At 61.2% G+C, this 23,226-nt stretch carries 24 protein-coding genes; 10 read left to right on the forward strand and 14 right to left on the reverse strand.

The window, feature by feature from the left end:
* Positions 1-78: 78 nt before the first annotated feature.
* The 6 genes from hemA to BT204_RS12355 all read left to right on the forward strand — a co-directional run bounded on the left by hemA (position 79) and on the right by BT204_RS12355 (position 5,444).
* On the forward strand, positions 79-1,368 hold the full coding sequence (gene hemA, locus BT204_RS12330) for a glutamyl-tRNA reductase (protein ID WP_003188356.1): 1,290 nt from the start codon (positions 79-81) through the stop codon (positions 1,366-1,368).
* On the forward strand, positions 1,365-2,447 hold the full coding sequence (gene prfA / locus BT204_RS12335) for a peptide chain release factor 1 (protein ID WP_054896862.1): 1,083 nt from the start codon (positions 1,365-1,367) through the stop codon (positions 2,445-2,447). The genes hemA and prfA overlap by 4 nt, the downstream gene beginning before the upstream one ends.
* Positions 2,448-3,278: a peptide chain release factor N(5)-glutamine methyltransferase gene (gene prmC, locus BT204_RS12340; protein WP_060772716.1), complete on the forward strand. Its 831-nt coding sequence runs from the start codon at positions 2,448-2,450 to the stop codon at positions 3,276-3,278.
* Positions 3,272-4,027, forward strand: coding sequence for a molybdopterin-synthase adenylyltransferase MoeB (locus tag BT204_RS12345; protein WP_072446984.1), 756 nt, complete (start codon positions 3,272-3,274; stop codon positions 4,025-4,027). Before prmC ends, BT204_RS12345 begins: the two co-directional genes overlap by 7 nt.
* Positions 4,020-4,814 carry a glutamate racemase gene (gene murI / locus BT204_RS12350; RefSeq protein ID WP_072446986.1) on the forward strand — a complete coding sequence of 265 codons (795 nt, stop codon included), beginning with the start codon at positions 4,020-4,022 and terminating at the stop codon, positions 4,812-4,814. The genes BT204_RS12345 and murI overlap by 8 nt, the downstream gene beginning before the upstream one ends.
* Before the next feature lie 111 nt (positions 4,815-4,925).
* Entirely contained in the window at positions 4,926-5,444 is a 519-nt protein-coding gene (locus tag BT204_RS12355; protein WP_014716838.1) for an acyloxyacyl hydrolase, read from the forward strand.
* 108 nt (positions 5,445-5,552) lie between these two features.
* Here the strand turns inward: BT204_RS12355 and BT204_RS12360 are convergent, their stop codons facing one another.
* The 12 genes from BT204_RS12360 to BT204_RS12415 form a co-directional block, all read right to left on the reverse strand.
* Positions 5,553-5,855 (reverse strand): YkgJ family cysteine cluster protein, encoded by a 303-nt coding sequence (locus BT204_RS12360; RefSeq protein WP_054922553.1) that lies wholly within the window; start codon positions 5,853-5,855, stop codon positions 5,553-5,555.
* Between the two features lie 54 nt (positions 5,856-5,909).
* Positions 5,910-6,401, reverse strand: a complete 492-nt coding sequence (locus BT204_RS12365) for a DUF2878 domain-containing protein (protein WP_057977391.1) — start codon at positions 6,399-6,401, stop codon at positions 5,910-5,912.
* Positions 6,394-7,665, reverse strand: a complete 1,272-nt coding sequence (locus BT204_RS12370) for an SAM-dependent methyltransferase (protein ID WP_054896866.1) — start codon at positions 7,663-7,665, stop codon at positions 6,394-6,396. Before BT204_RS12370 ends, BT204_RS12365 begins: the two co-directional genes overlap by 8 nt.
* Positions 7,652-8,461: a DUF1365 domain-containing protein gene (locus BT204_RS12375; protein WP_072446988.1), complete on the reverse strand. Its 810-nt coding sequence runs from the start codon at positions 8,459-8,461 to the stop codon at positions 7,652-7,654. The genes BT204_RS12370 and BT204_RS12375 overlap by 14 nt, the downstream gene beginning before the upstream one ends.
* Positions 8,458-9,705 (reverse strand): NAD(P)/FAD-dependent oxidoreductase, encoded by a 1,248-nt coding sequence (locus tag BT204_RS12380; protein WP_072446990.1) that lies wholly within the window; start codon positions 9,703-9,705, stop codon positions 8,458-8,460. Before BT204_RS12380 ends, BT204_RS12375 begins: the two co-directional genes overlap by 4 nt.
* Positions 9,702-10,484 carry an SDR family NAD(P)-dependent oxidoreductase gene (locus BT204_RS12385; protein ID WP_072446992.1) on the reverse strand — a complete coding sequence of 261 codons (783 nt, stop codon included), beginning with the start codon at positions 10,482-10,484 and terminating at the stop codon, positions 9,702-9,704. Before BT204_RS12385 ends, BT204_RS12380 begins: the two co-directional genes overlap by 4 nt.
* The gene (locus tag BT204_RS12390) at positions 10,481-10,903 is read right to left on the reverse strand and encodes a nuclear transport factor 2 family protein (RefSeq protein WP_072446994.1); all 423 of its coding nucleotides are present in this window, start codon (positions 10,901-10,903) and stop codon (positions 10,481-10,483) included. Before BT204_RS12390 ends, BT204_RS12385 begins: the two co-directional genes overlap by 4 nt.
* Positions 10,896-12,338 carry a deoxyribodipyrimidine photo-lyase gene (phrB, locus tag BT204_RS12395; RefSeq protein ID WP_072446995.1) on the reverse strand — a complete coding sequence of 481 codons (1,443 nt, stop codon included), beginning with the start codon at positions 12,336-12,338 and terminating at the stop codon, positions 10,896-10,898. Before phrB ends, BT204_RS12390 begins: the two co-directional genes overlap by 8 nt.
* Complete coding sequence (locus BT204_RS12400) at positions 12,339-13,268, reverse strand: MerR family transcriptional regulator (protein WP_034128070.1); 930 nt, start codon at positions 13,266-13,268, stop codon at positions 12,339-12,341. It abuts the gene before it with no gap.
* A 3-nt stretch (positions 13,269-13,271) separates the two neighbouring features.
* Positions 13,272-14,231, reverse strand: a complete 960-nt coding sequence (locus BT204_RS12405) for a YbgA family protein (protein WP_072446997.1) — start codon at positions 14,229-14,231, stop codon at positions 13,272-13,274.
* Positions 14,232-14,343: 112 nt separating this feature from the next.
* Positions 14,344-14,559 (reverse strand): TIGR02450 family Trp-rich protein, encoded by a 216-nt coding sequence (locus BT204_RS12410; protein WP_054896873.1) that lies wholly within the window; start codon positions 14,557-14,559, stop codon positions 14,344-14,346.
* Positions 14,556-15,542 carry an NAD(P)/FAD-dependent oxidoreductase gene (locus BT204_RS12415; protein ID WP_014716849.1) on the reverse strand — a complete coding sequence of 329 codons (987 nt, stop codon included), beginning with the start codon at positions 15,540-15,542 and terminating at the stop codon, positions 14,556-14,558. Before BT204_RS12415 ends, BT204_RS12410 begins: the two co-directional genes overlap by 4 nt.
* A gap of 212 nt (positions 15,543-15,754) precedes the next feature.
* Between BT204_RS12415 and BT204_RS12420 the strand changes: the two genes are divergently transcribed.
* Both BT204_RS12420 and hemH read left to right on the forward strand, forming a co-directional pair.
* Positions 15,755-16,654 (forward strand): TIGR01777 family oxidoreductase, encoded by a 900-nt coding sequence (locus BT204_RS12420; RefSeq protein WP_072446999.1) that lies wholly within the window; start codon positions 15,755-15,757, stop codon positions 16,652-16,654.
* A gap of 14 nt (positions 16,655-16,668) precedes the next feature.
* Positions 16,669-17,694, forward strand: a complete 1,026-nt coding sequence (gene hemH / locus BT204_RS12425) for a ferrochelatase (RefSeq protein ID WP_057977384.1) — start codon at positions 16,669-16,671, stop codon at positions 17,692-17,694.
* 128 nt (positions 17,695-17,822) lie between these two features.
* Here hemH and BT204_RS12430 read toward each other — a convergent pair whose 3' ends face one another.
* Together BT204_RS12430 and algW are read right to left on the reverse strand one after the other, a co-directional pair.
* On the reverse strand, positions 17,823-19,916 hold the full coding sequence (locus tag BT204_RS12430) for a TonB-dependent siderophore receptor (protein ID WP_072447001.1): 2,094 nt from the start codon (positions 19,914-19,916) through the stop codon (positions 17,823-17,825).
* Positions 19,917-20,028: 112 nt separating this feature from the next.
* Positions 20,029-21,189 carry a Do family serine endopeptidase AlgW gene (algW, locus tag BT204_RS12435; RefSeq protein WP_003188388.1) on the reverse strand — a complete coding sequence of 387 codons (1,161 nt, stop codon included), beginning with the start codon at positions 21,187-21,189 and terminating at the stop codon, positions 20,029-20,031.
* A 101-nt stretch (positions 21,190-21,290) separates the two neighbouring features.
* Between algW and BT204_RS12440 the strand changes: the two genes are divergently transcribed.
* Positions 21,291-22,049, forward strand: a complete 759-nt coding sequence (locus tag BT204_RS12440) for a Nif3-like dinuclear metal center hexameric protein (protein WP_072447002.1) — start codon at positions 21,291-21,293, stop codon at positions 22,047-22,049.
* A 253-nt stretch (positions 22,050-22,302) separates the two neighbouring features.
* Positions 22,303-23,220 carry a sulfate adenylyltransferase subunit CysD gene (gene cysD, locus BT204_RS12445; protein ID WP_003171640.1) on the forward strand — a complete coding sequence of 306 codons (918 nt, stop codon included), beginning with the start codon at positions 22,303-22,305 and terminating at the stop codon, positions 23,218-23,220.
* Positions 23,221-23,226 lie beyond the last annotated feature (6 nt).

Below are 23,226 nucleotides of genomic sequence, written 5' to 3' on the forward strand. Positions count from 1 at the left end.
ACAATAGACGACGGTGGTTGTTCTGAATCTTTCGAAGTAGGACAATTGTCGGCTTCCCGACATCATCAGCGATATTGAATGGCCTTCCTCGCACTCGGTATTAACCACAAGACTGCCTCCGTAGACGTGCGCGAGCGCGTGGCGTTTACGCCAGAGCAGTTGGTTGAGGCCTTGCAGCAGCTCTGCCGGCTTACCGACAGCCGCGAAGCTGCGATCCTTTCGACCTGCAATCGCAGCGAGCTCTATATAGAGCAGGAACATCTCTCGGCGGATGTGGTGCTGCGCTGGCTGGCCGATTATCACCATTTGAGCCTCGATGACCTGCGTGCCAGCGCTTATGTGCATGAAGAGGATGCGGCAGTTCGTCACATGATGCGCGTGGCGGCCGGTCTCGACTCGCTGGTGTTGGGTGAACCGCAGATTCTCGGCCAGATGAAGTCTGCCTACGCCGTGGCGCGTGAGGCCGGCACCGTCGGCCCATTGCTGGGCCGCCTGTTCCAGGCCACCTTTAATTCCGCCAAGCAAGTGCGTACCGATACGGCCATCGGCGAAAACCCGGTGTCCGTGGCCTTTGCCGCAGTGAGCCTGGCCAAGCAGATTTTCAGCGACTTGCAGCGCAGCCAGGCCCTGCTGATCGGCGCTGGTGAAACCATCACCCTGGTGGCCCGTCACCTGCACGATCTTGGCGTGAAGCGCATCGTGGTCGCCAACCGCACCCTGGAGCGCGCCAGCATTCTGGCCGAGCAGTTCGGTGCCCATGCGGTGCTGCTGTCGGACATTCCCGCTGAACTGGTGCGCAGTGATATCGTCATCAGTTCTACCGCCAGCCAATTGCCGATTCTGGGCAAGGGCGCGGTCGAGAGCGCGTTGAAGCTGCGCAAGCACAAGCCGATCTTCATGGTAGATATCGCCGTTCCACGGGATATCGAGCCCGAAGTCGGCGAGTTGGACGACGTTTACCTTTATAGCGTCGATGATCTGCATGAAGTGGTCGCTGAAAACCTCAAGAGTCGTCAGGGTGCCGCCCAGGCCGCCGAGGAAATGGTCAGCACCGGCGCCGAAGATTTCATGGTGCGCCTGCGTGAGCTGGCGGCAGTGGATGTGCTCAAGGCGTATCGTCAGCAGGGTGAACGCCTGCGTGATGAAGAGTTGCTCAAGGCCCAGCGCATGCTGGCCAACGGCAGCGGCGCCGAGGAAGTGCTGATGCAATTGGCCCGTGGCCTGACCAACAAACTGCTCCACGCTCCTAGCGTCCAGTTGAAAAAGCTTACCGCCGAAGGCCGCCTCGATGCGCTGGCCATGGCCCAGGAACTCTTTGCCCTCGGTGAGGGCGCGTCAGACAGCTCTTCGGATAAAAAACCGCAATGAAAGCGTCACTGCTCAATAAACTGGACGTGCTCCAGGACCGTTTCGAAGAACTGACCGCCTTGCTCGGCGATGGCGAGGTCATTTCCGATCAAACCAAATTCCGTGCTTATTCCAAGGAATACGCCGAAGTTGAGCCCATTGTGGCCACTTATAAACACCTGCTGAAAGTCCAGGCCGACCTCGAAGGCGCCCAGGCCCTGCTCAAGGACAGCGACCCGGACATGCGCGAAATGGCCGTGGAAGAAGTCCGCGAAGCCAAGGAAAAACTCGCTGAGCTTGAGGGTGACCTGCAACGCATGCTGCTGCCCAAGGACCCTAACGACGGACGCAACGTTTTCCTCGAAATCCGCGCTGGTACCGGTGGCGACGAGGCGGCGATTTTTTCCGGTGACCTGTTCCGCATGTATTCGCGCTATGCCGAGCGTCGCGGCTGGCGCGTGGAGATCCTCTCCGAGAACGAGGGCGAGCACGGTGGCTATAAAGAAGTCATCGCCCGGGTTGAAGGCGACAACGTCTACGGCAAGCTGAAGTTCGAATCCGGGGCGCACCGCGTGCAACGGGTGCCTGCGACCGAATCCCAAGGCCGTATCCACACCTCGGCGTGCACCGTCGCGGTGTTGCCTGAGCCGGACGAACAGGAAGCCATCGAGATCAACCCGGCGGATTTGCGTGTCGACACTTACCGCTCATCCGGCGCGGGTGGCCAGCACGTTAACAAGACCGACTCGGCGATCCGTATCACACACTTGCCGTCGGGCATTGTGGTGGAGTGCCAGGAAGAACGTTCCCAGCACAAGAACCGTGCGCGGGCCATGTCCTGGTTGTCGGCCAAGTTGAACGACCAGCAGACCAGCGCCGCGGCCAACGCAATTGCCAGCGAACGCAAGCTGCTGGTGGGCTCCGGCGACCGCTCCGAGCGTATCCGTACCTACAACTTTGCCCAGGGCCGGGTCACGGACCATCGGGTCAACCTCACCCTGTATTCCCTCGACGAAATTCTCGCCGGGGGCGTGGATGCGGTGATCGAGCCGTTGCTCGCCGAATACCAGGCCGACCAACTGGCGGCGATAGGTGACTAAATGACCATCATCGCCAGCCTGCTGCGCGCCGCTGACCTGCCCGACTCGCCGACGGCGCGCCTGGACGTGGAGTTGCTGCTGGCCGCTGCCCTGGGCAAATCACGCAGCTATCTGCATACCTGGCCGGAAAAGATCGTCAGCAGCGAAGACGCGCTGACCTTTTCCGGCTACCTGCAGCGCCGCCGCAGCGGCGAGCCGGTGGCCTATATCCTCGGCCAGCAAGGCTTCTGGAAACTCGACCTGGAAGTGGCACCGCACACTTTGATCCCCCGCCCGGAAACTGAGTTGCTGGTGGAAGCTGCCCTGGAATTGCTGCCCGCCACGCCCGCCCAGGTCCTGGACCTGGGCACCGGTAGCGGCGCCATCGCCTTGGCCTTGGCCAGCGAACGTCCGGCCTGGCAGGTCACGGCGGTCGACCGTGTGCTGGAGGCCGTGGCCCTGGCCGAGCGCAATCGTCAACGCCTGCACCTCACTAACGCCACGGTGCTCAACAGCCACTGGTTCAGCGCCCTGCAAGGCCAGCGCTTCGACCTGATCATCAGCAACCCGCCCTACATTGCCGACAATGACCCGCACCTGGTGGCCGGCGATGTGCGCTTCGAACCGGCCAGTGCGCTGGTGGCGGGGCACGATGGCCTGGACGACTTGCGCCTGATCATCCAAGAGTCTCCCGGCCACCTGAACGACGGAGGCTGGCTGTTGCTCGAACACGGTTACGACCAGGCCCAGGTCGTGCGCGATTTGTTACTCAACCAAGGCTTTGACGGCGTACACAGTCGCATCGACCTTGGCGGTCACGAACGCATCACCTTGGGGCGCCGCCCGTGCTGACCGACCAGGAGCTGTTGCGCTATAGCCGGCAGATTCTGTTGCAGCATGTCGACATTGATGGTCAATTACGCCTGAAACAGAGCCGCGCGTTGATCGTCGGCCTGGGTGGCCTGGGCGCTCCGGTGGCGCTTTACCTGGCCGCTGCTGGGGTGGGCGAATTGCACCTGGCGGATTTCGATACGGTCGATTTGACCAACCTGCAACGCCAGATCATCCATGACACTAACAGCGTGGGGCAGACCAAGGTCGATTCGGCCATGGGGCGCCTGAGAGCGATCAACCCTGAAGTCGCCCTGGTCGCCCATCGTGCTGCGCTGGATGCCGACTCGCTGGCTGCTGCGGTCAACGCAGTGGATCTGGTGCTCGATTGCAGCGATAACTTCTCTACCCGCGAGGCGGTCAACGTAGCCTGCGTTGTCGCCGGCAAACCGTTGGTCAGTGGCGCGGCCATTCGCCTTGAGGGGCAATTGTCGGTATTCGACCCTCGTCGCGCTGACAGTCCCTGCTACCACTGTTTGTATGGGCACGGCAGCGACACTGAACTGACCTGCAGCGAAGCCGGCGTTGTCGGGCCGTTGGTCGGTGTGGTTGGCAGCCTGCAAGCGCTGGAAGCCTTGAAGCTGCTGGCCGGTTTTGGTGAGTCGTTGGTAGGGCGCCTGTTGTTGATCGATGCGCTGACCACGCGTTTTCGCGAGTTGCGCGTCAAGCGTGACCCAGGCTGCAGCGTCTGCGGGGCAAAGCATGGTTAAGGGCGCGCCTGTTGGTGTGTTCGATTCCGGTATCGGCGGCTTGACGGTGCTGGAAGAAATCCAGCAGTTGTTGCCCCACGAGTCACTGCTGTACGTGGCGGACTGCGGGCACATTCCCTATGGTGAGAAAACGCCGGCGTTCATTCTTGAACGTTCTCGCTCGGTCGCTGAGTTTTTCCGCGAGCGGGGCGCCAAGGCCTTTGTGATTGCCTGCAACACGGCGACGGTCGCCGCGGTGGCCGATTTGCGCCAGGACTACCCCGACTGGCCGCTGGTAGGCATGGAGCCTGCGGTCAAACCTGCTGCCGCGGCCACGCGCAGTGGTGTGGTGGGTGTGCTCGCCACTACGGGCACACTGCAAAGCGCCAAGTTCGCCGCCTTGCTCGACCGTTTTGCCACCGATGTGCGGGTGATTACCCAGCCGTGCCCGGGCCTGGTGGAGCTGATTGAAGCCGGCGACCTCAACAGCCCCGCCTTGCACTCCCTGCTGCAAGGCTATATTGAGCCGCTGCTTAGCGCCGGTTGCGACACCATCATCCTGGGTTGCACTCATTATCCCTTCCTCAAGCCACTCCTGGCGCAGATGCTGCCCCCCAGCATCATCCTCATTGATACCGGCGCCGCCGTGGCGCGCCAGCTCAAGCGCTTGCTGGGTGAGCGCGACCTGCTGGCCATTGGCGAACCTGAACCTGCACAGTTCTGGACCAGCGGCGATGTGTGTCACCTAAGAAACATCCTACCGACACTTTGGAAACATCCTGGAGTTGTGCGAAGCTTTGGCTCGTGAAAATTTCGTGAAATCAGCCTGAAAAAAGCTGAACTTCTGGCTATGCGTCGGCTTCTATAGCCCGTTAGCCTGTACACAACCAAATTATCTCGTTTGCAAAGGATGTTTCACATGAAGCGCTTGTTCTGTTTGGCTGCGATTGCGGCCGCTATGTTGGGACACTCTGTTTCAGCCCAGGCCGCCGGCCTGGAGTTCGGCTTGGGGAGCACCAGCGATTCGACGCTGACCTACCGCCTGGGCCTGACCTCCGATTGGGACAAGAGCTGGATGCAGAGCAATGTCGGCCGACTGACCGGCTACTGGAGCGGCGCCTATACCTATTGGGAAGGGGATGATCGTGCGGGCGCCAGCAGCCTGTCGTTCTCGCCGGTGTTTGTGTATGAGTTTGCCGGCGAGTCGGTCAAACCCTACATCGAAGCCGGTATCGGCGTGGCGTTGTTCTCTCGCACTCGGCTGGAAGACAACAACATCGGCCAGTCCTTCCAGTTCGAAGACCGCCTGGGTTTCGGCCTGCGGTTCAACGGCGGGCATGAAGTGGGCATTCGTGCCACGCATTATTCCAACGCCGGCATTAGCAGCAATAACGATGGTGTAGAGAGTTACTCGCTGCACTACACCATGCCGCTGTAATGCACTGTAGGAGCGAGCTTGCTCGCGAAGAACCTCAACGATAACGCAGCGAATCAGGTTTAACGCGGCGTTCTCAGGTTTTTCGCGAGCAAGCTCGCTCCTACAGAATCAGCGGTAGGCCGTGGTAATGCCTTCACGCTCTTCAAGGCATTCCGGCGCCCCCATCTCGAACTCCCGGCAAATCAACGGCCGAAGCTCATAGATCGTGCACATCATCGTGTCGCGGTCCAGCGCTGCGCACCAGCCGTCGTCCAGGCGCATCATCACCTCACCCCCCCAATCGTCGGTATCGATAAAGCGTTGTGGCACGCCGGTGTCGGTGATCAGCATGACTTCCAGCTGGCAGCAACAAGCCGCGCACGTCGAGCACGTGACGGGTTCGGTGATTTGAATGTGAGGGATGTTGGTCATAGGCGCGCAGTGTAAGGCAAGTGCGTCAGATGCGTATGAATGCTCGGACGGGCGTCAGTGTTCCAGCCTCTGCGCAACCCCGTGTAACAGCGGAAAGAGCATGGCCCATAACAGCGCCAGGCCGATCAGTGTTGGGGCGGTGCCGTACGCAAAACTCACGCCTGCCAATTGACTGCCGGCGTAATAAGACAACGGCCCGCCCACCGCGCCTAGCAGGCTGGCGAGCCACCAGGGCCGTGCGCTCCAGGCCAGGCAATGGCGCAAGGTGGTGGCCAGCAAGGCCCATAACAGTATCAGCCACAGCGGAATCAGTGGCCCCGGCGTATTGAACTCAAACACGCCGAGCCCACGCAGTGCCGTATCGACCAGTGTTCCCAGCACCGTCACGGCCAGAATCACTTGCCCCTCTCTTGCCCAAGAGCTTATCCACAGCAAGTGTGCGCCCAGTACCGCGATGCCGATCAGCAGCCAACGGCTATCGCCGCCGAGCACGCAGGCAAACCAGCCGCACTGAAACAGCACGGTGTTGGCCAGGGATTTAAGCACTGAAACGCCCAAGCAGCGGCGGATTGATGGCCGCCGGTTTGGCCAGCAGCAACTGCGCGGTGCCGATGGTGCGCTCCATAAAGCCACCTTCGCAGTAGCACAGGTAAAACTCCCACAGGCGCAGGAAGTATTCGTCATAACCGAGTTCGGCAAGACGGCCATGGGCGCGGCGAAAGTTTTCATGCCACAGGCGCAGGGTGCGGGCGTAGTGCAGGCCGAAGTCTTCCATGTGCAGCAGGTTCATGTCGGTGTCACGGCTGACGATCTGCAGCATGTTTTGTACACAGGGCAGCGCGCCACCAGGGAAGATGTAGCGCTGGATAAAGTCGACGCTGCGTTTGGCCTGCTCAAAGCGTTGTTCACGAATAGTGATGGCTTGCAGCAGCATCAGGCCGTCGGGCTTGAGCAGCTGGGCACATTGTTTGAAATAGGTGGGCAGGAAACGATGGCCCACCGCTTCAATCATTTCGATCGACACCAGCTTGTCGTACTCACCGGTGAGGTCGCGGTAATCGCTCAGCAGCACGGTCACACGATCTTGCAGGCCCGCCGCCTGGATACGCTGCGCGGTGTAGGCGAACTGTTCCTTGGACAGGGTCGTGGTGGTGACCCGGCAGCCGTAATGCTGCGCCGCATACAACGCCATGCTGCCCCAGCCGGTACCGATTTCCAGCAGATGGTCGCTGGGCTTGAGCGCCAGTTTCTGGCAGATGCGCGCTAATTTGTTCAGTTGTGCCTGTTCCAGGGTGTCATCGGGGGTCAGGAACTGCGCGGCCGAGTACATCATCGTGGGGTCGAGAAATTCTTCGAACAGGTCGTTGCCCAGGTCGTAATGGGCGGCGATGTTTTTTTGCGAGCCTTTGCGTGTGTTGCGGTTGAGCCAGTGCAGGCCCTGAGTGAACGGCCGCGCCAGGCGTGCCAGGCCACCTTCCATGGCGTCGAGCACCTCCAGGTTGCTGACCATCACCCGCACGACGGCGGTGAGGTCGGGGCTGGTCCAGTAACCATGGATAAACGCTTCGCCAGCGCCGATCGAGCCATTGGCCGCCACCAGCCCCCATACCGCCGCGTCGAGAATCTGGATCTCGCCCAGCAGGTGCGCTTCCCGTGCGCCGAAGACTTGCCGCTCGCCATCCTCGATGATGACCAACTGGCCATGGCGCAATTGGCTTAGCTGGCGCAACACGCCTTTGCGCAATAGCGCAGCGGTCATGCCGTTGACGTTCAGGCGGTTAGCCTTGACCGATAAGCTAGGGGATTTCATGGTGGCGATCCTTGGTATACCCGACTGCGGTGCGAGAAGCGCCATCGGCGGCCTGGTGGGAAAAAATCGGAGTGCGTTTGAGCAGCAGGCGCAAGGCTTGCCAGTAGATTGCAAGGCCGGTCTTGGCGGTCATCCAGGGAAAGCGCCACAAATAGCGATGCAGGCTGGCGCGGTTCAGTGCCTGTTTTTCCAGGCTCAAGGTGGCGTCGAAGACTTTTTGCGTGCCCTGCCAATCGGCCATATGCACGCCGAGCCTGGCGGCGGGCTGGCTGAAACTCATGCGGTATTCCAGCTCGCGAGGCAAAAACGGCGACACATGGAAGGCCTTGGCCACGGCGAAATGCTGGTGCTCATCGGCGCCCAGTGCCTGGGCGGGCAGCACGTAGTGATAGCGCTCGCGCCATGGGGTGTTGGTCACTTCACACAGGATCGCGGCCAGTTGCCCGTCAGCCTCGAAGCAGTAGAAGAAACTCACCGGGTTAAAAGCCAGGCCCCAACTGCGGGCCTGGGTCAGCAGGCAGATAGCGCCCTGGGGTGTTTGCCCCAGGGCCTTGCCGACTTCCTGGCGCACGGCATCGCTCAGGCTCATGCCGTGGCGCGTGAATTCACGCAGGTAATCCTGCTGGCGGAAACCGAAAGGCGCCAGGCGACCCGTGCCGGCCAGCGGCGAGAGCCCCAGTACTTCATCCTCTTCGCTGAGGTCCAGGTACAACAGGCCGATGCGGTAGCGAAAGGCGTGGGCCTTGGGCGTAAACCGGCGATGGGCGATCCAGCCGCTGTACAAGGCGCTGTTCACAGGGTTTCCCCAAACGCCTGGGCCACGCGCAGAGCGCTGACCACGCCGTCTTCGTGAAAGCCGTTGGCCCAGTAGGCCCCGCAGTAAAAGGTATTGCGCACGCCGTTCAATTCTTCCCAGCGTGCCTGTGCGGCGACTGCGGCCAGGCTGTATTGCGGATGGGCGTAGGTGTAGCGCGCCAGGATCTTCAGTGGGTTGATCATCGGCGTCTGGTTGAGGCTGACGCAAAAGGTAGTGGCGCTGTCGATGCCTTGCAGGATGTTCATGTCATAGGTGACGGCGGCCTGTTGTTGCACGTTGCCCGTCAGCCGATAGTTCCAGCTGGCCCAGGCCAGTTTGCGGTCGGGCAGCAGGCGTGTGTCGGTGTGCAGCACCACGTCGTTGTCGGCGTAGGGCAGGGCGCCGAGGATCTGCTGTTCGGCCTGGCTGGGGTCATCGAGCAAGGCCAGGGCCTGATCGCTGTGGCAGGCGAATACCACGCGGTCGAAGGTTTCGCTGCCGGCCGGGCTGTGGATAACCACACCCTCGTCGTTGCGTTGCACCTTATGCACAGGGCAGTTGAGCCGTATCTGTTCGCGAAAGCTGCGGGTCAGCGGCTCGATATAACAGCTGGAGCCGCCCTCGATCACACACCATTGCGGGCGGTTGCTCACCGAGAGCAAGCCGTGATTCTTGAAGAAGCGCACAAAAAACTGCAGCGGAAACTTGAGCATATCGGCCAGGGACATCGACCAGATGGCCGCACCCATCGGCACGATGTAATGCCGGATAAACCTGGGGCCATAGCCGCCAGCGGTGAGGTAATCGCCCAGGGTCATGTCGGCGCTGATGCGCTGCTCTTGCAAGTCCAGGGGCGCCTGGCGATTGAAGCGCAGGATATCGCGCAACATGCCCCAGAACCCCGGCGACAGAATATTGCGGCGCTGGGCAAACAGGCTGTTGAGGTTGTTGCCGTTGTACTCGAAGCCTGTGCTTTGGTCGCACACCGAAAAACTCATCTCGGTGGGTTTGAACCTGACCCCGATCTGCTCCAGCAGACGGATGAAGTTCGGGTAGGTCCAGTCGTTGAACACAATGAAGCCCGTGTCCACCGCATAGCTTTTGCCGTCGACCGTCACGTTGGCCGTGTGTGTATGCCCGCCAATGCAGTCATTGGCCTCGAACAGCGTAATGTCGTGGCGACGGCTGAGCAGGTAGGCGCTGGTCAGCCCGGCGATGCCGCTGCCGATAATGGCGATCTTCACAGGTCGTCCTTCTTCGGTGGCGGGCTGCGCAGCATGCGTTTGCCGATGATCAGTTGCGCGCGGTTGGGCAGCTTCGACAGCGGCCACAAGGTGGCAATGAACAGGGCCGGAAAGGCGATTTCCAGCGGGCGTTTTTCCAGCTTGGCGAAAATGTGTTTCGCGGCTTTGTCGGCCGGCCAGCTCAGGGGCATCGGGAAATCGTTGCGCTCGGTCAGCGGCGTGTCGACGAAGCCTGGGCTGATCACAGTGACATCGATGTTTTCCGGCGACAGGCCGATACGCAGGGATTCGAACAAGTAACGCAGGCCGGCCTTGGACGCGCCGTAGGCTTCGGCGCGAGGCATGGGCAGGTAGGTCACGGCACTGGCCACGCCCACCAGGTGCGGGGTGCGCCCTGCGCGCAACAGTGGCAGCGCGGCCTCGATGCAATAACTGCTGGCCAGCAGGTTGGTACGCACTACGTGCTCGATGATCGAGGCGTCAAATTGCCGGGCGTCGACGTATTCACAAGTGCCGGCGTTGAGGATCACCGTGTCCAGCGAACCCCAGACCTCGCTGATACGCTCGCCGATCTCGCGCACGGTCTGGCTGTTGGTCAGGTCGCCGGCCACCACCAGAACCTGGCCTGGATATCGAAGGGCGAGGGCATCCAGCGGGCCTTGGGTGCGGGAACTCAGGGCCACGTGGGCGCCGCTCTCGAGCAACTCCACGGCCAGCGCCGCACCGATACCACTGCTGGCGCCGGTCAGCCAATAACGACGGGGCGGTGTAAGGCTCATCCCATTCTCCTTTTCAGCCAACGAATAACGCGACCCAGTAGGGGGACATGTTCATAGAGCAGGGCGCCGGCATCGAAATAGTCGCGATGGCGGTAAACCTTGTCGTGCCACAACAAATGGGAACAGCCTGGCACCTCGATCACCTGCCCACCGGCCAGGCATGAGTGACGAAAACGCATAGTCCAGCGCAGGTAGCCCTCGCCTTCGGCCACGGTATCGAAGCCGTGGAAGTCAAAATGCAGCTCGCTGACGTTGCTGTACAAGTCGGCAAAGTAACGCCGCAACGCTGGCAGGCCCTGGACTTCATGCAAGGGATCGGTAAAGGCGATGTCCTCGCTGTACAGGCTGCCGAGCAGGTGCAGGTTGTGCTTGTCCAGCGTGGCGAAGGTGTGGGCAAACTGGTGCAGGAAGTCACTCATGTTCGGCCATCTCCTGACGCGAAGGCAGCCGGCGAAATGCGGCCAAGGCGCGCTCGCGAGACTGTTTCAAATCGACGATGGCACGCGGGTAATCCGCCACGCCGAACAGGCCCCCAGCCGCTTCGGGGTTGTGCACTTGTTTTTTATTCAGCGCGGCCAGTTCCGGGAGCCAGCGTTTGATGAACACGCCGTCACCGTCGAATTTTTCCGATTGGCTCAGCGGGCTGAATATCCGGAAATACGGCGCCGAGTCGGTGCCGGTGGACGAACTCCATTGCCAGCCGCCGTTGTTGGCCGCCAGATCACCGTCGATCAGGTGGCGCATAAAGAAGCGCTCGCCCTCGCGCCAGTCGATCAGCAGGTTCTTCGTCAGGAACATCGCCACCACCATGCGCAGGCGGTTGTGCATCCAGCCGGTTGCCAGCAGTTGGCGCATGGCCGCGTCGATGATCGGCAAGCCGGTGCGCGCCTGTTGCCAGGCGGCCAGGTCTTCGGGCGCCTTGCGCCAGGCCAGCGCTTCGGTTTCCGGGCGAAACGCGCGGTGGCGGGAAACCCGTGGGTAGCCGACCAGGATGTGCTTGTAGAACTCGCGCCACAGCAGCTCGTTGATCCAGGTGATGGCGCCGATGTCGCCGCTTTCGAACTCGCCCTGGTTGGTTTGCAGCGCGGCGTGCAAGCACTGGCGCGGCGAAACCACTCCGGCGGCCAGGTAGGCAGAAAGCTGACTGGTGCCGGGCTTGGCCGGGAAGTCGCGTTCGTCCTTGTAATAGCTGATCTGCTGATCAGCGAAGGCATCGAGGCGACGGCGCGCCTCGTCTTCGCCAGCGGGCCAGAGCGCACGCAAGGTTTCGCTGGGTGTCTGGAACCCTTCGACTTCCGTCGGCACAGGGTCGCTTTTCACGCCAGGCTCGGCCTGGGCCTTTGGCGTCGGCACCACGCGGGGCAGGGCGCTGTGCAGGCGGCTGTAGCAGACCTTGCGGAACTGGCTGAACACCTGGAAGTAGGTGCCGGTCTTGGTCAGCACACTACCCGGCTGGAAAAACAGTTGGTCCAGGTAGCTGTGGAAGGTCACGCCGTCAGCTTCCAGGGCCTGGGCCACGGCGCTGTCGCGGCGGCTCTCGTGAATGCCATATTCCTCGTTGACGTGTACCGACTCCACCGACAGCTCGCGGCACAGTTGGCTCAGTACCGTCGGCGCCTGGTCCCAGGTCGCGGCGTGGCGGATTAACAGCGGAATGTTGAGGTTGCCCAGTGCCTGGCTCAGGTGCTGCAAGTTGCGCAGCCAGAAATCGACTTTGCACGGCGCGTCATCATGCGCCTGCCATTGCTCGGGCGTGATCAGGTAAACAGCCGCGACGGGGCCGCGCTGGCACGCGGCCGCCAGGGCAGTGTTGTCGTGCAGGCGCAAGTCGGTGCGCAGCCAGATCAGATGCATTTAGACAATTCCACGCTGGATCAATAATTGATGGGCCGCCAACAGGTCCTCGGCCACGAACAACTCAGGGATGTCCTGGGTTAATACGCCCAACTCGGCGTGGTGGATGCACACCGTTGGTCCGGCAATCACCGTTGGGCAATGGATGCCGCCCAGCAGTTTGCTGAGTGCCGACACTTGCAACGCCTTGCTCGAATACAGCAGCACCGCACGTGGTTGCAGGTGTTCCACCGCCAGGGCCAGTTCGCCGACAGGCAGTGGCCAATCGAATACTTCCACCGGGCAATCGGCACTGCTGGCCAGCCAGGCGCTGAGCCACAGGTGCGGTTCCAGGGGCAGGTCGGAATGATTGACCAGCAACAGGGGCGCGCCGTGGAGTTGACGATTGTTGTGATAGATCCGTGCGCCAAACTTGCTGCGCAGCCAGGACAGGAAGAACACCCGCTCCATCTGCGCGCCGAACTGGCCCTGCCAGCGTTGTTCCAGCTCGTTGAGCAGCGGTAGCATCAATTGCTCGCACAAGGTGCGTGGCGGGTAAAGCGCCATGGCCTGGTTGAAGGCGTCATCGACCCGACGCTCGGCCAGTTCACTGATGGCACTCACCAAATGCTGGCGCAGGCTCTGCCACTCGTTTTCCATCGGCTCCGGGCTACCTTGGGCGGAGTCGATCAGCCCTTTGACCTGGCTGACCGGCACGCCGCGATTGAGCCAGGTGAGGATGGCCTGGATGCGTTGGACATGTTCGGCGCTGAACAACCGATGCCCTTTGGGCGTGCGCTGGGGCACGATGAGGCCGTAGCGGCGCTCCCACGCGCGCAGCGTCACCGCATTCACGCCGGTCTGGCGCGCCACCTCGCGGATCGGCAGCCAGCCGTTTTCCAGGGCCAGGGCGAGGTCTTCGCCGGGTTCGTCGAGCAGGGCAGGTTTCATGGGTTAGATCGCATTACGCAGGCTGAGGTTTTCCGGGTGCGGTTGCAGGTAGGCCTGCTGCGCGATGTAGCGGTCCGGATGTTGGCGAAAGTGGTGTTTGAGCAGGGTCAGCGGCACCACCAGTGGCACGATGCCGTGGCGGTATTGGCCGATGACGGTCTGCATTTCCTGTTTGTCATCGGCACTGATGGCTTGCTTGAGATAGCCACTGATGTGTTGCAGCACATTGGTATGGGTACCGCGAGTCGCGCATTTTTTCAGGCCCGCCATCAGTTCGCTGAAATAGCTGTCGGCCAAAGCTTGCAGGTCAATACCCTTGCCCATGCTGCCGAGCAAGTGGCCCAGGCTTTTATAATGCGCCGGGCTGTGGGCCATCAGCAGGTACTTGTAGCGCGAGTGAAACGTCAGCAAGCGGTGACGGGTAAGGCCGTCGGCCAACAGTTGCTGCCAACTGGCGTACACGAATACGCGGGTGAGGAAGTTTTCCCGCAGCACCGGGTCGTTCAGGCGACCGTCTTCCTCCACCGGCAGGTTGGGGTGTCGAGCACAAAACGCCTGGGCGTAAATGCCGCGCCCGCCACCGTCGACGGGCGTGCCGTTGTCGCGGTACACCTTGACCCGCTCCAGGCCGCAGGACGGTGACTTTTGCATGAAGATGTAGCCGCACAGGTCGGTATGTTCCCGGGCCATTTGCTGGCCGTAATCGTCCAGTGGCTGAGTGACATTGAGCGCAGGGTTTACGCTGCCCACGGCCTGCGGTTGGTTGGGGTCCCCGACCAGGCGGATCGCTTGCCGAGGAATGCCCAGGCCGATGGCAACTTCAGGGCACAACGGGACGAAATCGAAATAGTCACTGAGGGTCTGACTGCATAGCAGGGACTGTTTATGACCGCCATTGAAGCGCACGTTCTCACCCAGAAGGCAGGCGCTGATGGCGATCTTCGGTTTCACACGGCTGGACATAAGCAAACCTCTGCAAGAATCCTGTACAAGCTACAAATCTTGTACAACTAAATCTCATCATAGGCTCGATGTTGTACAAGTCAAATATTTTGTACAGGGTTGTGCCGCCGCTTTATTTCCAGCCGATTGTCCAGTCCTCAGCGTTTTTCAGGGTCTGCCAGGGCAGGCGTTCGGCGCGCCGAGTAAGGATGGCCTGCAGTTCGATGTCCAGCACCGTGCCCTCGTCGTCACGGAACAATTCGGTGACCAGGAAGTGTTTTTCCTTGTGGCGGGGATGAGCTGCCGTCCATTTTGACAGCAGCAGTTTGGCGGGGTTGATGCGGTTCATTGCAAGTGCTCGATCAAGCGTCGCGCCGCTTCCTGGCCACTCAACCAGGCACCTTCCACCCGGCCGGAGAGGCACCAGTCACCACAGACGAACAGGCCCAGGTCGGCGTCGGCCAGCACGCCGAATTCATGGCTGCTCGATGGGCGCGCGTAGAGCCAACGGTGCGCCAGGCTGAACGACGGCGCAGGCATGGCGCTGTGCAGCAATTCGGCAAAGGCGCCGTGCAGGTGTTCGATCACCGCTTCCTTGGGCAGGTCCAGGTGGGCCTTGCTCCAGGCGCTGGTGGCGTGCAGCACCCAGGTGTCGAGGGTGGTATCGCGCCCGGGCTTGCTGCGGTTGCGCGCCAGCCAGTCGAGGGGGCTGTCTTGCACGAAGCAGCCCTCCATCGGCGTATCCAGGGGCTTGTCGAACGCCAGGGCGATGGCCCAGGTCGGGTCCATTTTTACCCCGGCGGCGGCGCTCGCCAGCTTGGGCGCGGCGGCCAGCAGGGCGGTGGCTTGGGGCGCCGGCGTGGCAATGATCACGTGACTGAAAGGGCCGTGATTGCCGCCGTCCGCGTCGAGCAGGTTCCAGTGCTGCGTGCCCTGGAAGACTTCGGTGATGCGGCAACCGAACTCCACCGGCAAGTCGTCGAGCAGGGCGCGAGTGATGGCGCTCATGCGCGGCGTGCCCACCCAGCGGATCTGCTCATCGGGGGAGGGCGTCAATTGCCCGGACTTGAAGTTATACAGCTGGGGCTTCCACTGCTCGGCCCAGCCGTTGCTTTGCCAGCGCTGCACTTCGTTGACGAAGCGCCGGTCGCGGGCGGTGAAATATTGCGCGCCCATGTCCAGCGCGCCGGCGTCGCTGCGCTTGCTGGACATGCGGCCACCGCTGCCGCGGCTTTTATCGAAGAGTTGTACTGCGTGCCCGGCGTCTTGTAACGCTCGGGCGGCGGAGAGACCGGCGATGCCGGTACCAATGATCGCGATGGGAACAGTCATGGGAGGCCTCGTTTTACCGTTGGGTACAGACTACGCCGACACCAATAGCTGTACAATATTGTTTTTTGGTATAAGTTTTGGCGTGCCTGATTGTGTGGCGTGACCTATGGTTAAGCTAAGGCTTGAACCCCCGTCACGCTCAATTATCAAATTGATCCCTGCTTATAAAATAGACCAGTGAGCGGCGGCGAACGTTACATGAGGAGAGTCCCATGCATATTTTGCTGACCGGCGGTACCGGCTTGATCGGTCGCCAACTCTGCAAGCACTGGCTCGCGCAAGGCCATCGCCTGACGGTGTGGAGCCGGCAACCGGAAACGGTCGCCCAGGTGTGCGGTGCGCAGGTGCTCGGAGTGGCTCGCCTACAAGAGGTGATTGGCACGGTGGACGCGGTGGTCAACCTGGCAGGCGCGCCTATCGCCGACCGGCCTTGGACCCACAAGCGCAAGGCATTGTTGTGGAACAGTCGCATTCACCTCACCGAAACCTTGCTGGCCTGGATGGAAAGCCTGGAGCAAAAACCGGCGGTGCTGATCTCCGGTTCTGCGGTGGGTTGGTACGGCGACGGCGGCGAGCGCGAACTGACCGAAGCCAGCGGCCCGGTGCTGGATGACTTCCCCAGCCAGTTGTGTATCGCCTGGGAGGAAACCGCCCAGCGTGCCGAAGCCTTGGGCATTCGCGTGGTGCTGGTGCGTACGGGGTTGGTGCTGTCTGCCGAGGGCGGCTTTTTGTCGCGCCTGCTGCTGCCGTTCAAACTGGCGCTGGGCGGGCCGATTGGCAATGGACGGCAGTGGATGCCCTGGGTGCATATCAAGGATCAAATCGCCCTGATTGATTTTCTTCTGCACAAGCAAGACGCCAACGGTCCTTATAATGCCTGCGCGCCACACCCGGTGCGCAACCGCGAATTTGCCAAGACCTTGGGCCAGGTGCTGCACCGCCCGGCGTTCATGCCGATGCCGGCATTTGCGTTGAAGGTTGGCCTGGGTGAGTTGTCCGGCTTGTTGCTGGGCGGGCAAAAGGCTTTGCCTGAACGGCTGCAGGCCGCAGGTTTCACTTTCCAGTTCACTGAGTTGCGTGCGGCTCTGGACGACTTGTCCAGCCGCCTCTAAAGATAGGATGTTGCATGACCGATCACGCGTTGTTACTGGTCAACCTGGGTTCGCCAAAGTCCACTTCAGTGGCCGATGTGCGCAGCTACCTCAATCAGTTCCTGATGGACCCTTATGTGATCGACTTGCCGTGGCCGGTGCGGCGCTTGCTGGTATCGCTGATCCTGATCAAGCGCCCCGAGCAATCGGCCCATGCCTATGCGTCGATCTGGTGGGATGAGGGTTCGCCGTTGGTGGTGCTGAGCCGCCGCCTGCAGCAGCAGATGACCGCGCAGTGGACCCAGGGCCCGGTGGAGCTGGCGATGCGTTATGGCGAGCCGTCCCTGGAAACGGTCCTGACACGCCTGGCCGCCCAGGGTATTCAAAAAATCACACTGGCGCCGTTGTACCCGCAGTTTGCCGACAGCACCGTCACCACGGTGATAGAGGAAGCCAAGCGAGTGGTGCGCGACAAGCAACTGAATGTGCAGTTTTCGATCCTGCAACCGTTCTATGATCAGCCTGAGTACCTCGATGCGCTGGCGGCGAGTGTGCGCTCTTATGTGGAGCAGGATTACGATCACTTGCTGCTCAGTTTCCATGGCTTGCCTGAGCGTCATCTGACCAAGCTCGACCCCACGGGCCAGCACTGCTTCAAGGATGCCGACTGCTGCAAGAACGCATCCCCTGAAGTGCTTGCCACCTGTTACCGCGCGCAGTGCTTCAGCGTGGCGCGGGATGTGGCCGAGCGGCTGGGTTTGCCGGAGGGCAAATGGTCGGTGGCGTTCCAGTCCCGCCTGGGCCGGGCCAAATGGATCGAACCCTACACCGAGGCGCGCCTTGAGGCATTGGCCCAGCAAGGGGTGAAGAAGCTGCTGGTGATGTGCCCGGCGTTCGTCGCCGACTGTATTGAGACGTTGGAGGAAATTGGCGATCGCGGTCGCGAGCAATTTCGTGAAGCGGGGGGCGAGGAGTTGGTGTTGGTGCCTTGCCTGAATGATGAGCCGCAGTGGGCGGCAGCGCTTAATACCCTGTGCGAACGGGCGCCGACGACGCTGTAACCCGGACCGGATTAAGATCAAAATGTGGGAGGGGGCTTGCCCCCGATAGCGGTGGGTCAGTGACAGATATGCTGACTGACACACTGCAATCGGGGGCAAGCCCCCTCCCACATTTAGTTCTATGTTTGTCAGAGGTTGAGGGTCAAGCTAACCGTGAAGTTGCGCGGCTCACCCGGGTTGACCCAATAGTTGCTGTAGGATCGCTCGTAGTACTTTTCATTGAACAGGTTGTTGAGGTTCAGCCCCACCGTCACATTCTGCGTAGCCTTGTAATGTGCCAGCAAATCCACGGTGTGGTAGGCGGGCAGTTCGAAACCCGTGCCGGCTTCGCCTGAGCGGTCACCTACATAGGTGAGCGCTGCGCCCAGGTCTGAGCCACGCAACGCGCCGTCCTGGAATTCATACACGCCCAACACGCTGCCACTGCGCTTGGCCACGCCCAGAATGCGGCTGCCCGTAGGAATGGTTTTGTCGCCCTTGGTCACTTCAGCGTCGATGTAGGCCAAGGCGCCGATCACGCGGACTGCGTCGGTCACTTGCCCGGTTACTTGCAGGTCGAACCCTTGGCTGCGGGCCTTGCCCATGGCGCGGTTGAGGTTGGTCGCCGGGTCCAGGGTCAGCACGTTTTCCTTTTCGATATGAAAGGCCGCCAGGGTAGCGCTGAGGCGGTCATCAAACAGCTCGCTCTTGACCCCCACCTCATAACCCACGCCTTCTTCGGGCTTGAAGGACTTGCCAGCGGCATCCAGGCCGCTATTGGGCTTGAACGACGTGGAGGCGTTGGCAAACACGCCGACTTCTGGCGTGAGCTGGTAGAGCAGGCCGGCGCGCTGAGTGAAGGCGTCGTGGGTTTGGCGGCCCTTGGCGTGGTTGCGGGTGAAGTCGTCGGTGCTTTGTTCGAAGTGTTCGAAGCGCGCACCGATCATACCGCGCAGGCGGTCGGTGAAGATGATCTGGTCTTGCAGGTTGAGTGCGTGGCTTTTGGTCTGTTCGAAGAAATCGGTACCGGAGCGTTTGCCGTTGGGTTTGGGCTGGCCGTACACCGGCTTGTAGATGTCGATGGGATAGTCGCCAGCGATCGCCGTCACACGCTCTTTTTTACGGTAATCCTCGTACTCGGTACCGATCAACAGTTCATGTTGCCAACTGCCCATATCGAACACCCCACGCAGTTCCAGCTGGGTGATGCTGTCATGCCAACCGGTGGAGCGTTCACGGTAGCGGCGATTGACGCTGTGGCCGTCTGCGTTCAACGCTCGGCTTTCCGAAGCATCGCCCCACAGGCTGCCTTGCTTGTAATGGCTGGCCAGGCGCAGTTTCCAGGCGTCGTTGAGGTGGTGTTCCAACGCCGCCTGAATGCGGTTGTTTTGGTTGCGGATATTGCCGTCGTTGGGCTCGCCGAGGAAGGTGGAATGGGACATGCCGGTATTGGCGACGATGCCTCGGTCGAAGGTGGAGCTGTGGCGCACGAACTCACTTTCCACCAGCAGGGTGGTGTCCGGGTCCAGTTGCCAACTGAAGGAGGGCGCGACAAACACACGCTTGGCGTCCACGTGATCGCGAAAGCTGTGGTTGTCTTCAACGGCCAGGTTCACTCGCGTCAGCACGCGCCCCTCGCTGTCCAGCGGCGTATTCACATCCAGCGCCGTGCGGTAGCGGTCCCAACTGCCTGCGCTGTTCTGCAGCGTGGTGAAGGCCTCGGGCTGTGGTTTCTTGGTGACGATATTCACCGTGCCGCCGGGATCGCCACGCCCATAAAGGCTGGCGGCGGGGCCCTTGAGCACTTCAATGCGCTCGATATTCGCCGCGTCCGGGGTACTGGGGTAACCACGGTTGGCGCTGAAGCCATCCTGGTAGAACTCGGACGTGGTGAAGCCGCGCACGCTGTATTCGTAGAGGGTCAGGCCGCCGAAGTTGTTTTGCTTGGATACGCCGCCAGCGAATTCCAGGGCGCGCTCCACGCTGGTACTGCCCAGGTCTTTGAGTACCGTGGCAGGAATCACGCTGATCGATTGCGGGATGTCGCGCAAGGCCGTGTCGGTCTTGGTCGCACTGGCAGAGCGGGTGGCGCGGTAGCCGTCGACCGGGCCGGTGGCGGATTCATAGGCGTCGGAAGTGACGCTGATGGTGTCCAGTTCCAGGGTGTTTTCTTCGGCGTAGGCAGGGTCGAGCAGCAAACCCAGGGCCAGGCCGGCCAAGGGCACAAACTTTCGAGACGGCATGATAGAGCGTTCCAATAGCGATATTGAAACAATATAACATGCCTAATGAGAATGAATCGCTAAGAAATGTAGCCTTACCAGCGCCCGCGAACGGGCGCTAGGATCGCGACGGTTATTGCTCTTCTTTCACTGGCGCGGTCGCCGGTGGTGGGCGCAGTCCGATTTCCGCCGACAGTTTGATCTCCTTGCCGTTGCGCATCACCAGGATCGCCACCTTGTCGGTCGGCTTGATCCGCGCCACTTGGTTCATCGACTTGCGGCCATCACCCGCCGGGGCGCCGTCGATGCTGAGGATCACATCGCCCAGTTGCAGGCCGGCTTTCTGCGCCGGGCCGTCGCGGAAGATCCCCGCTACCACGATGCCTGGACGCCCGGTCAGGCCAAATGACTCGGCCAGTTCCTTGGTCAAGGGCTGTACCTCAATGCCCAGCCAGCCGCGAATCACCTGGCCGTGCTCGATGATCGACTTCATCACTTCCATCGCCAGCTTCACCGGGATCGCAAACCCAATGCCCTGTGAGCCGCCAGACTTGGAAAAAATCGCGGTGTTGATGCCAGTCAGGTTGCCATTGGCGTCCACCAGCGCACCGCCCGAGTTGCCGGGGTTGATCGCGGCGTCGGTCTGGATGAAATCTTCGTAGCTGTTAAGGCCCAACTGGTTACGCCCGGTGGCGCTGATGATGCCCATGGTCACCGTTTGCCCCACCCCGAACGGGTTGCCGATGGCCAGGGCCACATCGCCCACGCGCAAACCGTCGGAGCGGCCGAGGGTGATGGCCGGCAGGTTCTTCAGATCAATTTTGAGTACCGCAAGATCAGTTTCCGGGTCGCTGCCCACCACGCGGGCCAGGGTTTCGCGGCCGTCACGCAGGGCCACCACGATCTGGTCGGCGCCCGTGGTCACATGGTTGTTGGTGAGGATGTAGCCCTCGGGGCTCATGATCACGCCGGAGCCGAGGCTGGATTCCATGCGGCGCTGCTTGGGGCCGTTGTCACCGAAGTAGCGGCGAAATTGCGGGTCTTCAAACAACGGATGCGCGGGCTTGTTGATGACCTTGGTGGTGTACAGGTTGACCACCGCCGGAGCGGCGATGACCACGGCATCGGCATAGGTCACCGGCCCTTGCACCACTGTGTTGGTCTGCGGCGCCTGTTGCAGGTTCACATCCAGTGTGGGCAGGCCCACCCACTGGGGATAACGCTGGATAATCAGCATCGCGATCAGCACGCCAGCCAACAATGGCCATCCAAAAAAACGCAGTGCCTTGAGCATCAAGTAAGTCCTGACAGGTTGCAGGGGGCGGGAGAGCGCCCATAATGTCGCGCATTATACGAGGCTGTGACGCCTGCGAACGGGATATTTAGGAGTCTTTTATGGCCGTGCCCCTTACTACCCTCGTCGAGGAAGCCGACCGCTACCTCGGCAGCGCCAAAATTGCCGATTACTGCCCCAATGGCCTGCAGGTCGAGGGCCGGCCCCAAGTGATGCGCATCGTCAGCGGCGTGACCGCCAGCCAAGCCCTGCTGGACGCCGCCGTCGAAGCCAAGGCCGACCTGGTGCTGGTGCACCACGGTTACTTCTGGAAGGGCGAAACCCCGTGCATCACCGGCATGAAGCAGCGCCGTCTCAAAACCCTGCTCAAGCATGACATCAGCCTGCTGGCCTACCACTTGCCCTTGGACCTGCACGCCGATGTCGGCAACAACGTGCAACTGGCTCGCCACCTGGATATCACCGTCGAAGGCCCGCTGGACCCCGGCAACCCAAAAATCGTCGGCCTGGTCGGCTCCCTGGCCGAGCCCTTGTCACCTCGTGACTTCGCCCGTCGCGTGCAGGACGTGATGGGTCGCGAACCGCTGCTGATCGAAGGCAGCGAGATGATTCGCCGCGTCGGCTGGTGTACCGGTGGCGGCCAGGGCTACATCGACCAGGCGATTGCCGCGGGTGTCGATTTGTACCTGAGCGGTGAAGCGTCTGAACAGACCTTCCACAGCGCCCGGGAAAACGACATCAGCTTCATCGCCGCCGGCCATCACGCCACCGAACGCTACGGCGTGCAGGCCTTGGGCGACTACCTGGCGCGGCGCTTTGCCCTGGAGCATCTGTTCATCGACTGCCCCAATCCGATCTAAAGCACAGCATTGAACACTGTGGGAGCTGGCTTGCCTGCGATGGCATCACCTCGGTCAGCCTGAATGAGCGGGGCGCCTGTATCGCAGGCAAGCCAGCTCCCCCATTGACCGAGTTGAGCGCCAAACTCGGCGGCATATTCATATATCGTTTCGGTCTAGCTGGCGCCCTAAATAGAAGAAGTTGCTGTGCTAGCATGCCTCGCTCGAACACGGCCCGCTGGCCGTCCATAAGATCGTTTTTCCGTGAGTAACCATGGTCGACAAACTGACGCATCTGAAACAGCTGGAGGCGGAAAGCATCCACATCATCCGCGAGGTCGCCGCCGAGTTCGATAACCCGGTGATGCTCTACTCGATCGGTAAAGACTCCGCCGTGATGCTGCACCTGGCACGCAAGGCCTTCTTCCCGGGCAAACTGCCATTTCCGGTGATGCACGTCGACACTCGCTGGAAATTCCAGGAGATGTACAAGTTCCGCGACAAGATGGTCGAGGAGCTGGGCCTGGACCTGATTACCCACATCAACCCCGATGGCGTGGCGCAGAACATCAACCCGTTCACCCACGGCAGTGCCAAGCACACCGATATCATGAAGACCGAGGGCCTCAAGCAGGCGCTGGACAAGCATGGTTTCGACGCAGCATTCGGCGGCGCCCGTCGCGATGAAGAGAAATCCCGTGCCAAAGAGCGCGTGTACTCGTTCCGCGACAGCAAGCACCGTTGGGACCCGAAGAACCAACGCCCGGAGCTGTGGAACGTCTACAACGGCAACGTCAACAAGGGCGAGTCGATCCGCGTGTTCCCGCTGTCCAACTGGACCGAGCTGGACATCTGGCAGTACATCTACCTGGAAGGCATCCCGATCGTGCCGCTGTACTTCGCCGCCGAGCGCGACGTGATCGAGAAGAACGGCACGTTGATCATGATCGACGACGACCGCATCCTTGAGCACCTGTCCGACGAAGACAAAGCCCGCATCGTCAAAAAGAAAGTACGTTTCCGCACCCTTGGCTGCTACCCGTTGACGGGCGCGGTGGAGTCCGAAGCCGAGACGCTGACGGACATCATTCAGGAAATGCTCCTGACGCGAACTTCCGAGCGCCAGGGCCGTGTCATCGACCACGATGGTGCAGGCTCGATGGAAGATAAAAAACGTCAAGGCTATTTCTAAGGGGCT

It is taken from the genome of Pseudomonas sp. NFPP02 (assembly GCF_900119355.1).
GTDB classification, from domain to species: Bacteria; Pseudomonadota; Gammaproteobacteria; order Pseudomonadales; family Pseudomonadaceae; genus Aquipseudomonas; species Aquipseudomonas paracarnis.

What these genes read in the sequence shown, in the direction of transcription:
- BT204_RS12400 (WP_034128070.1), bottom strand. Translation starts at nt 13,268, where the DNA reads ATGAAACCTGCCCTGCTCGACGAACCCGGCGAAGACCTCGCCCTGGCC.
- hemH (WP_057977384.1), top strand. Translation starts at nt 16,669, where the DNA reads ATGACCGATCACGCGTTGTTACTGGTCAACCTGGGTTCGCCAAAGTCC.
- cysD (WP_003171640.1), top strand. Translation starts at nt 22,303, where the DNA reads ATGGTCGACAAACTGACGCATCTGAAACAGCTGGAGGCGGAAAGCATC.
- BT204_RS12410 (WP_054896873.1), bottom strand. Translation starts at nt 14,559, where the DNA reads ATGAACCGCATCAACCCCGCCAAACTGCTGCTGTCAAAATGGACGGCA.
- prfA (WP_054896862.1), top strand. Translation starts at nt 1,365, where the DNA reads ATGAAAGCGTCACTGCTCAATAAACTGGACGTGCTCCAGGACCGTTTC.
- BT204_RS12355 (WP_014716838.1), top strand. Translation starts at nt 4,926, where the DNA reads ATGAAGCGCTTGTTCTGTTTGGCTGCGATTGCGGCCGCTATGTTGGGA.
- BT204_RS12385 (WP_072446992.1), bottom strand. Translation starts at nt 10,484, where the DNA reads ATGAGCCTTACACCGCCCCGTCGTTATTGGCTGACCGGCGCCAGCAGT.
- BT204_RS12360 (WP_054922553.1), bottom strand. Translation starts at nt 5,855, where the DNA reads ATGACCAACATCCCTCACATTCAAATCACCGAACCCGTCACGTGCTCG.
- algW (WP_003188388.1), bottom strand. Translation starts at nt 21,189, where the DNA reads ATGCTCAAGGCACTGCGTTTTTTTGGATGGCCATTGTTGGCTGGCGTG.
- hemA (WP_003188356.1), top strand. Translation starts at nt 79, where the DNA reads ATGGCCTTCCTCGCACTCGGTATTAACCACAAGACTGCCTCCGTAGAC.
- BT204_RS12430 (WP_072447001.1), bottom strand. Translation starts at nt 19,916, where the DNA reads ATGCCGTCTCGAAAGTTTGTGCCCTTGGCCGGCCTGGCCCTGGGTTTG.
- BT204_RS12390 (WP_072446994.1), bottom strand. Translation starts at nt 10,903, where the DNA reads ATGAGTGACTTCCTGCACCAGTTTGCCCACACCTTCGCCACGCTGGAC.
- BT204_RS12440 (WP_072447002.1), top strand. Translation starts at nt 21,291, where the DNA reads ATGGCCGTGCCCCTTACTACCCTCGTCGAGGAAGCCGACCGCTACCTC.
- BT204_RS12420 (WP_072446999.1), top strand. Translation starts at nt 15,755, where the DNA reads ATGCATATTTTGCTGACCGGCGGTACCGGCTTGATCGGTCGCCAACTC.
- murI (WP_072446986.1), top strand. Translation starts at nt 4,020, where the DNA reads ATGGTTAAGGGCGCGCCTGTTGGTGTGTTCGATTCCGGTATCGGCGGC.
- BT204_RS12405 (WP_072446997.1), bottom strand. Translation starts at nt 14,231, where the DNA reads ATGTCCAGCCGTGTGAAACCGAAGATCGCCATCAGCGCCTGCCTTCTG.
- BT204_RS12415 (WP_014716849.1), bottom strand. Translation starts at nt 15,542, where the DNA reads ATGACTGTTCCCATCGCGATCATTGGTACCGGCATCGCCGGTCTCTCC.
- BT204_RS12370 (WP_054896866.1), bottom strand. Translation starts at nt 7,665, where the DNA reads ATGAAATCCCCTAGCTTATCGGTCAAGGCTAACCGCCTGAACGTCAAC.
- prmC (WP_060772716.1), top strand. Translation starts at nt 2,448, where the DNA reads ATGACCATCATCGCCAGCCTGCTGCGCGCCGCTGACCTGCCCGACTCG.
- phrB (WP_072446995.1), bottom strand. Translation starts at nt 12,338, where the DNA reads ATGCATCTGATCTGGCTGCGCACCGACTTGCGCCTGCACGACAACACT.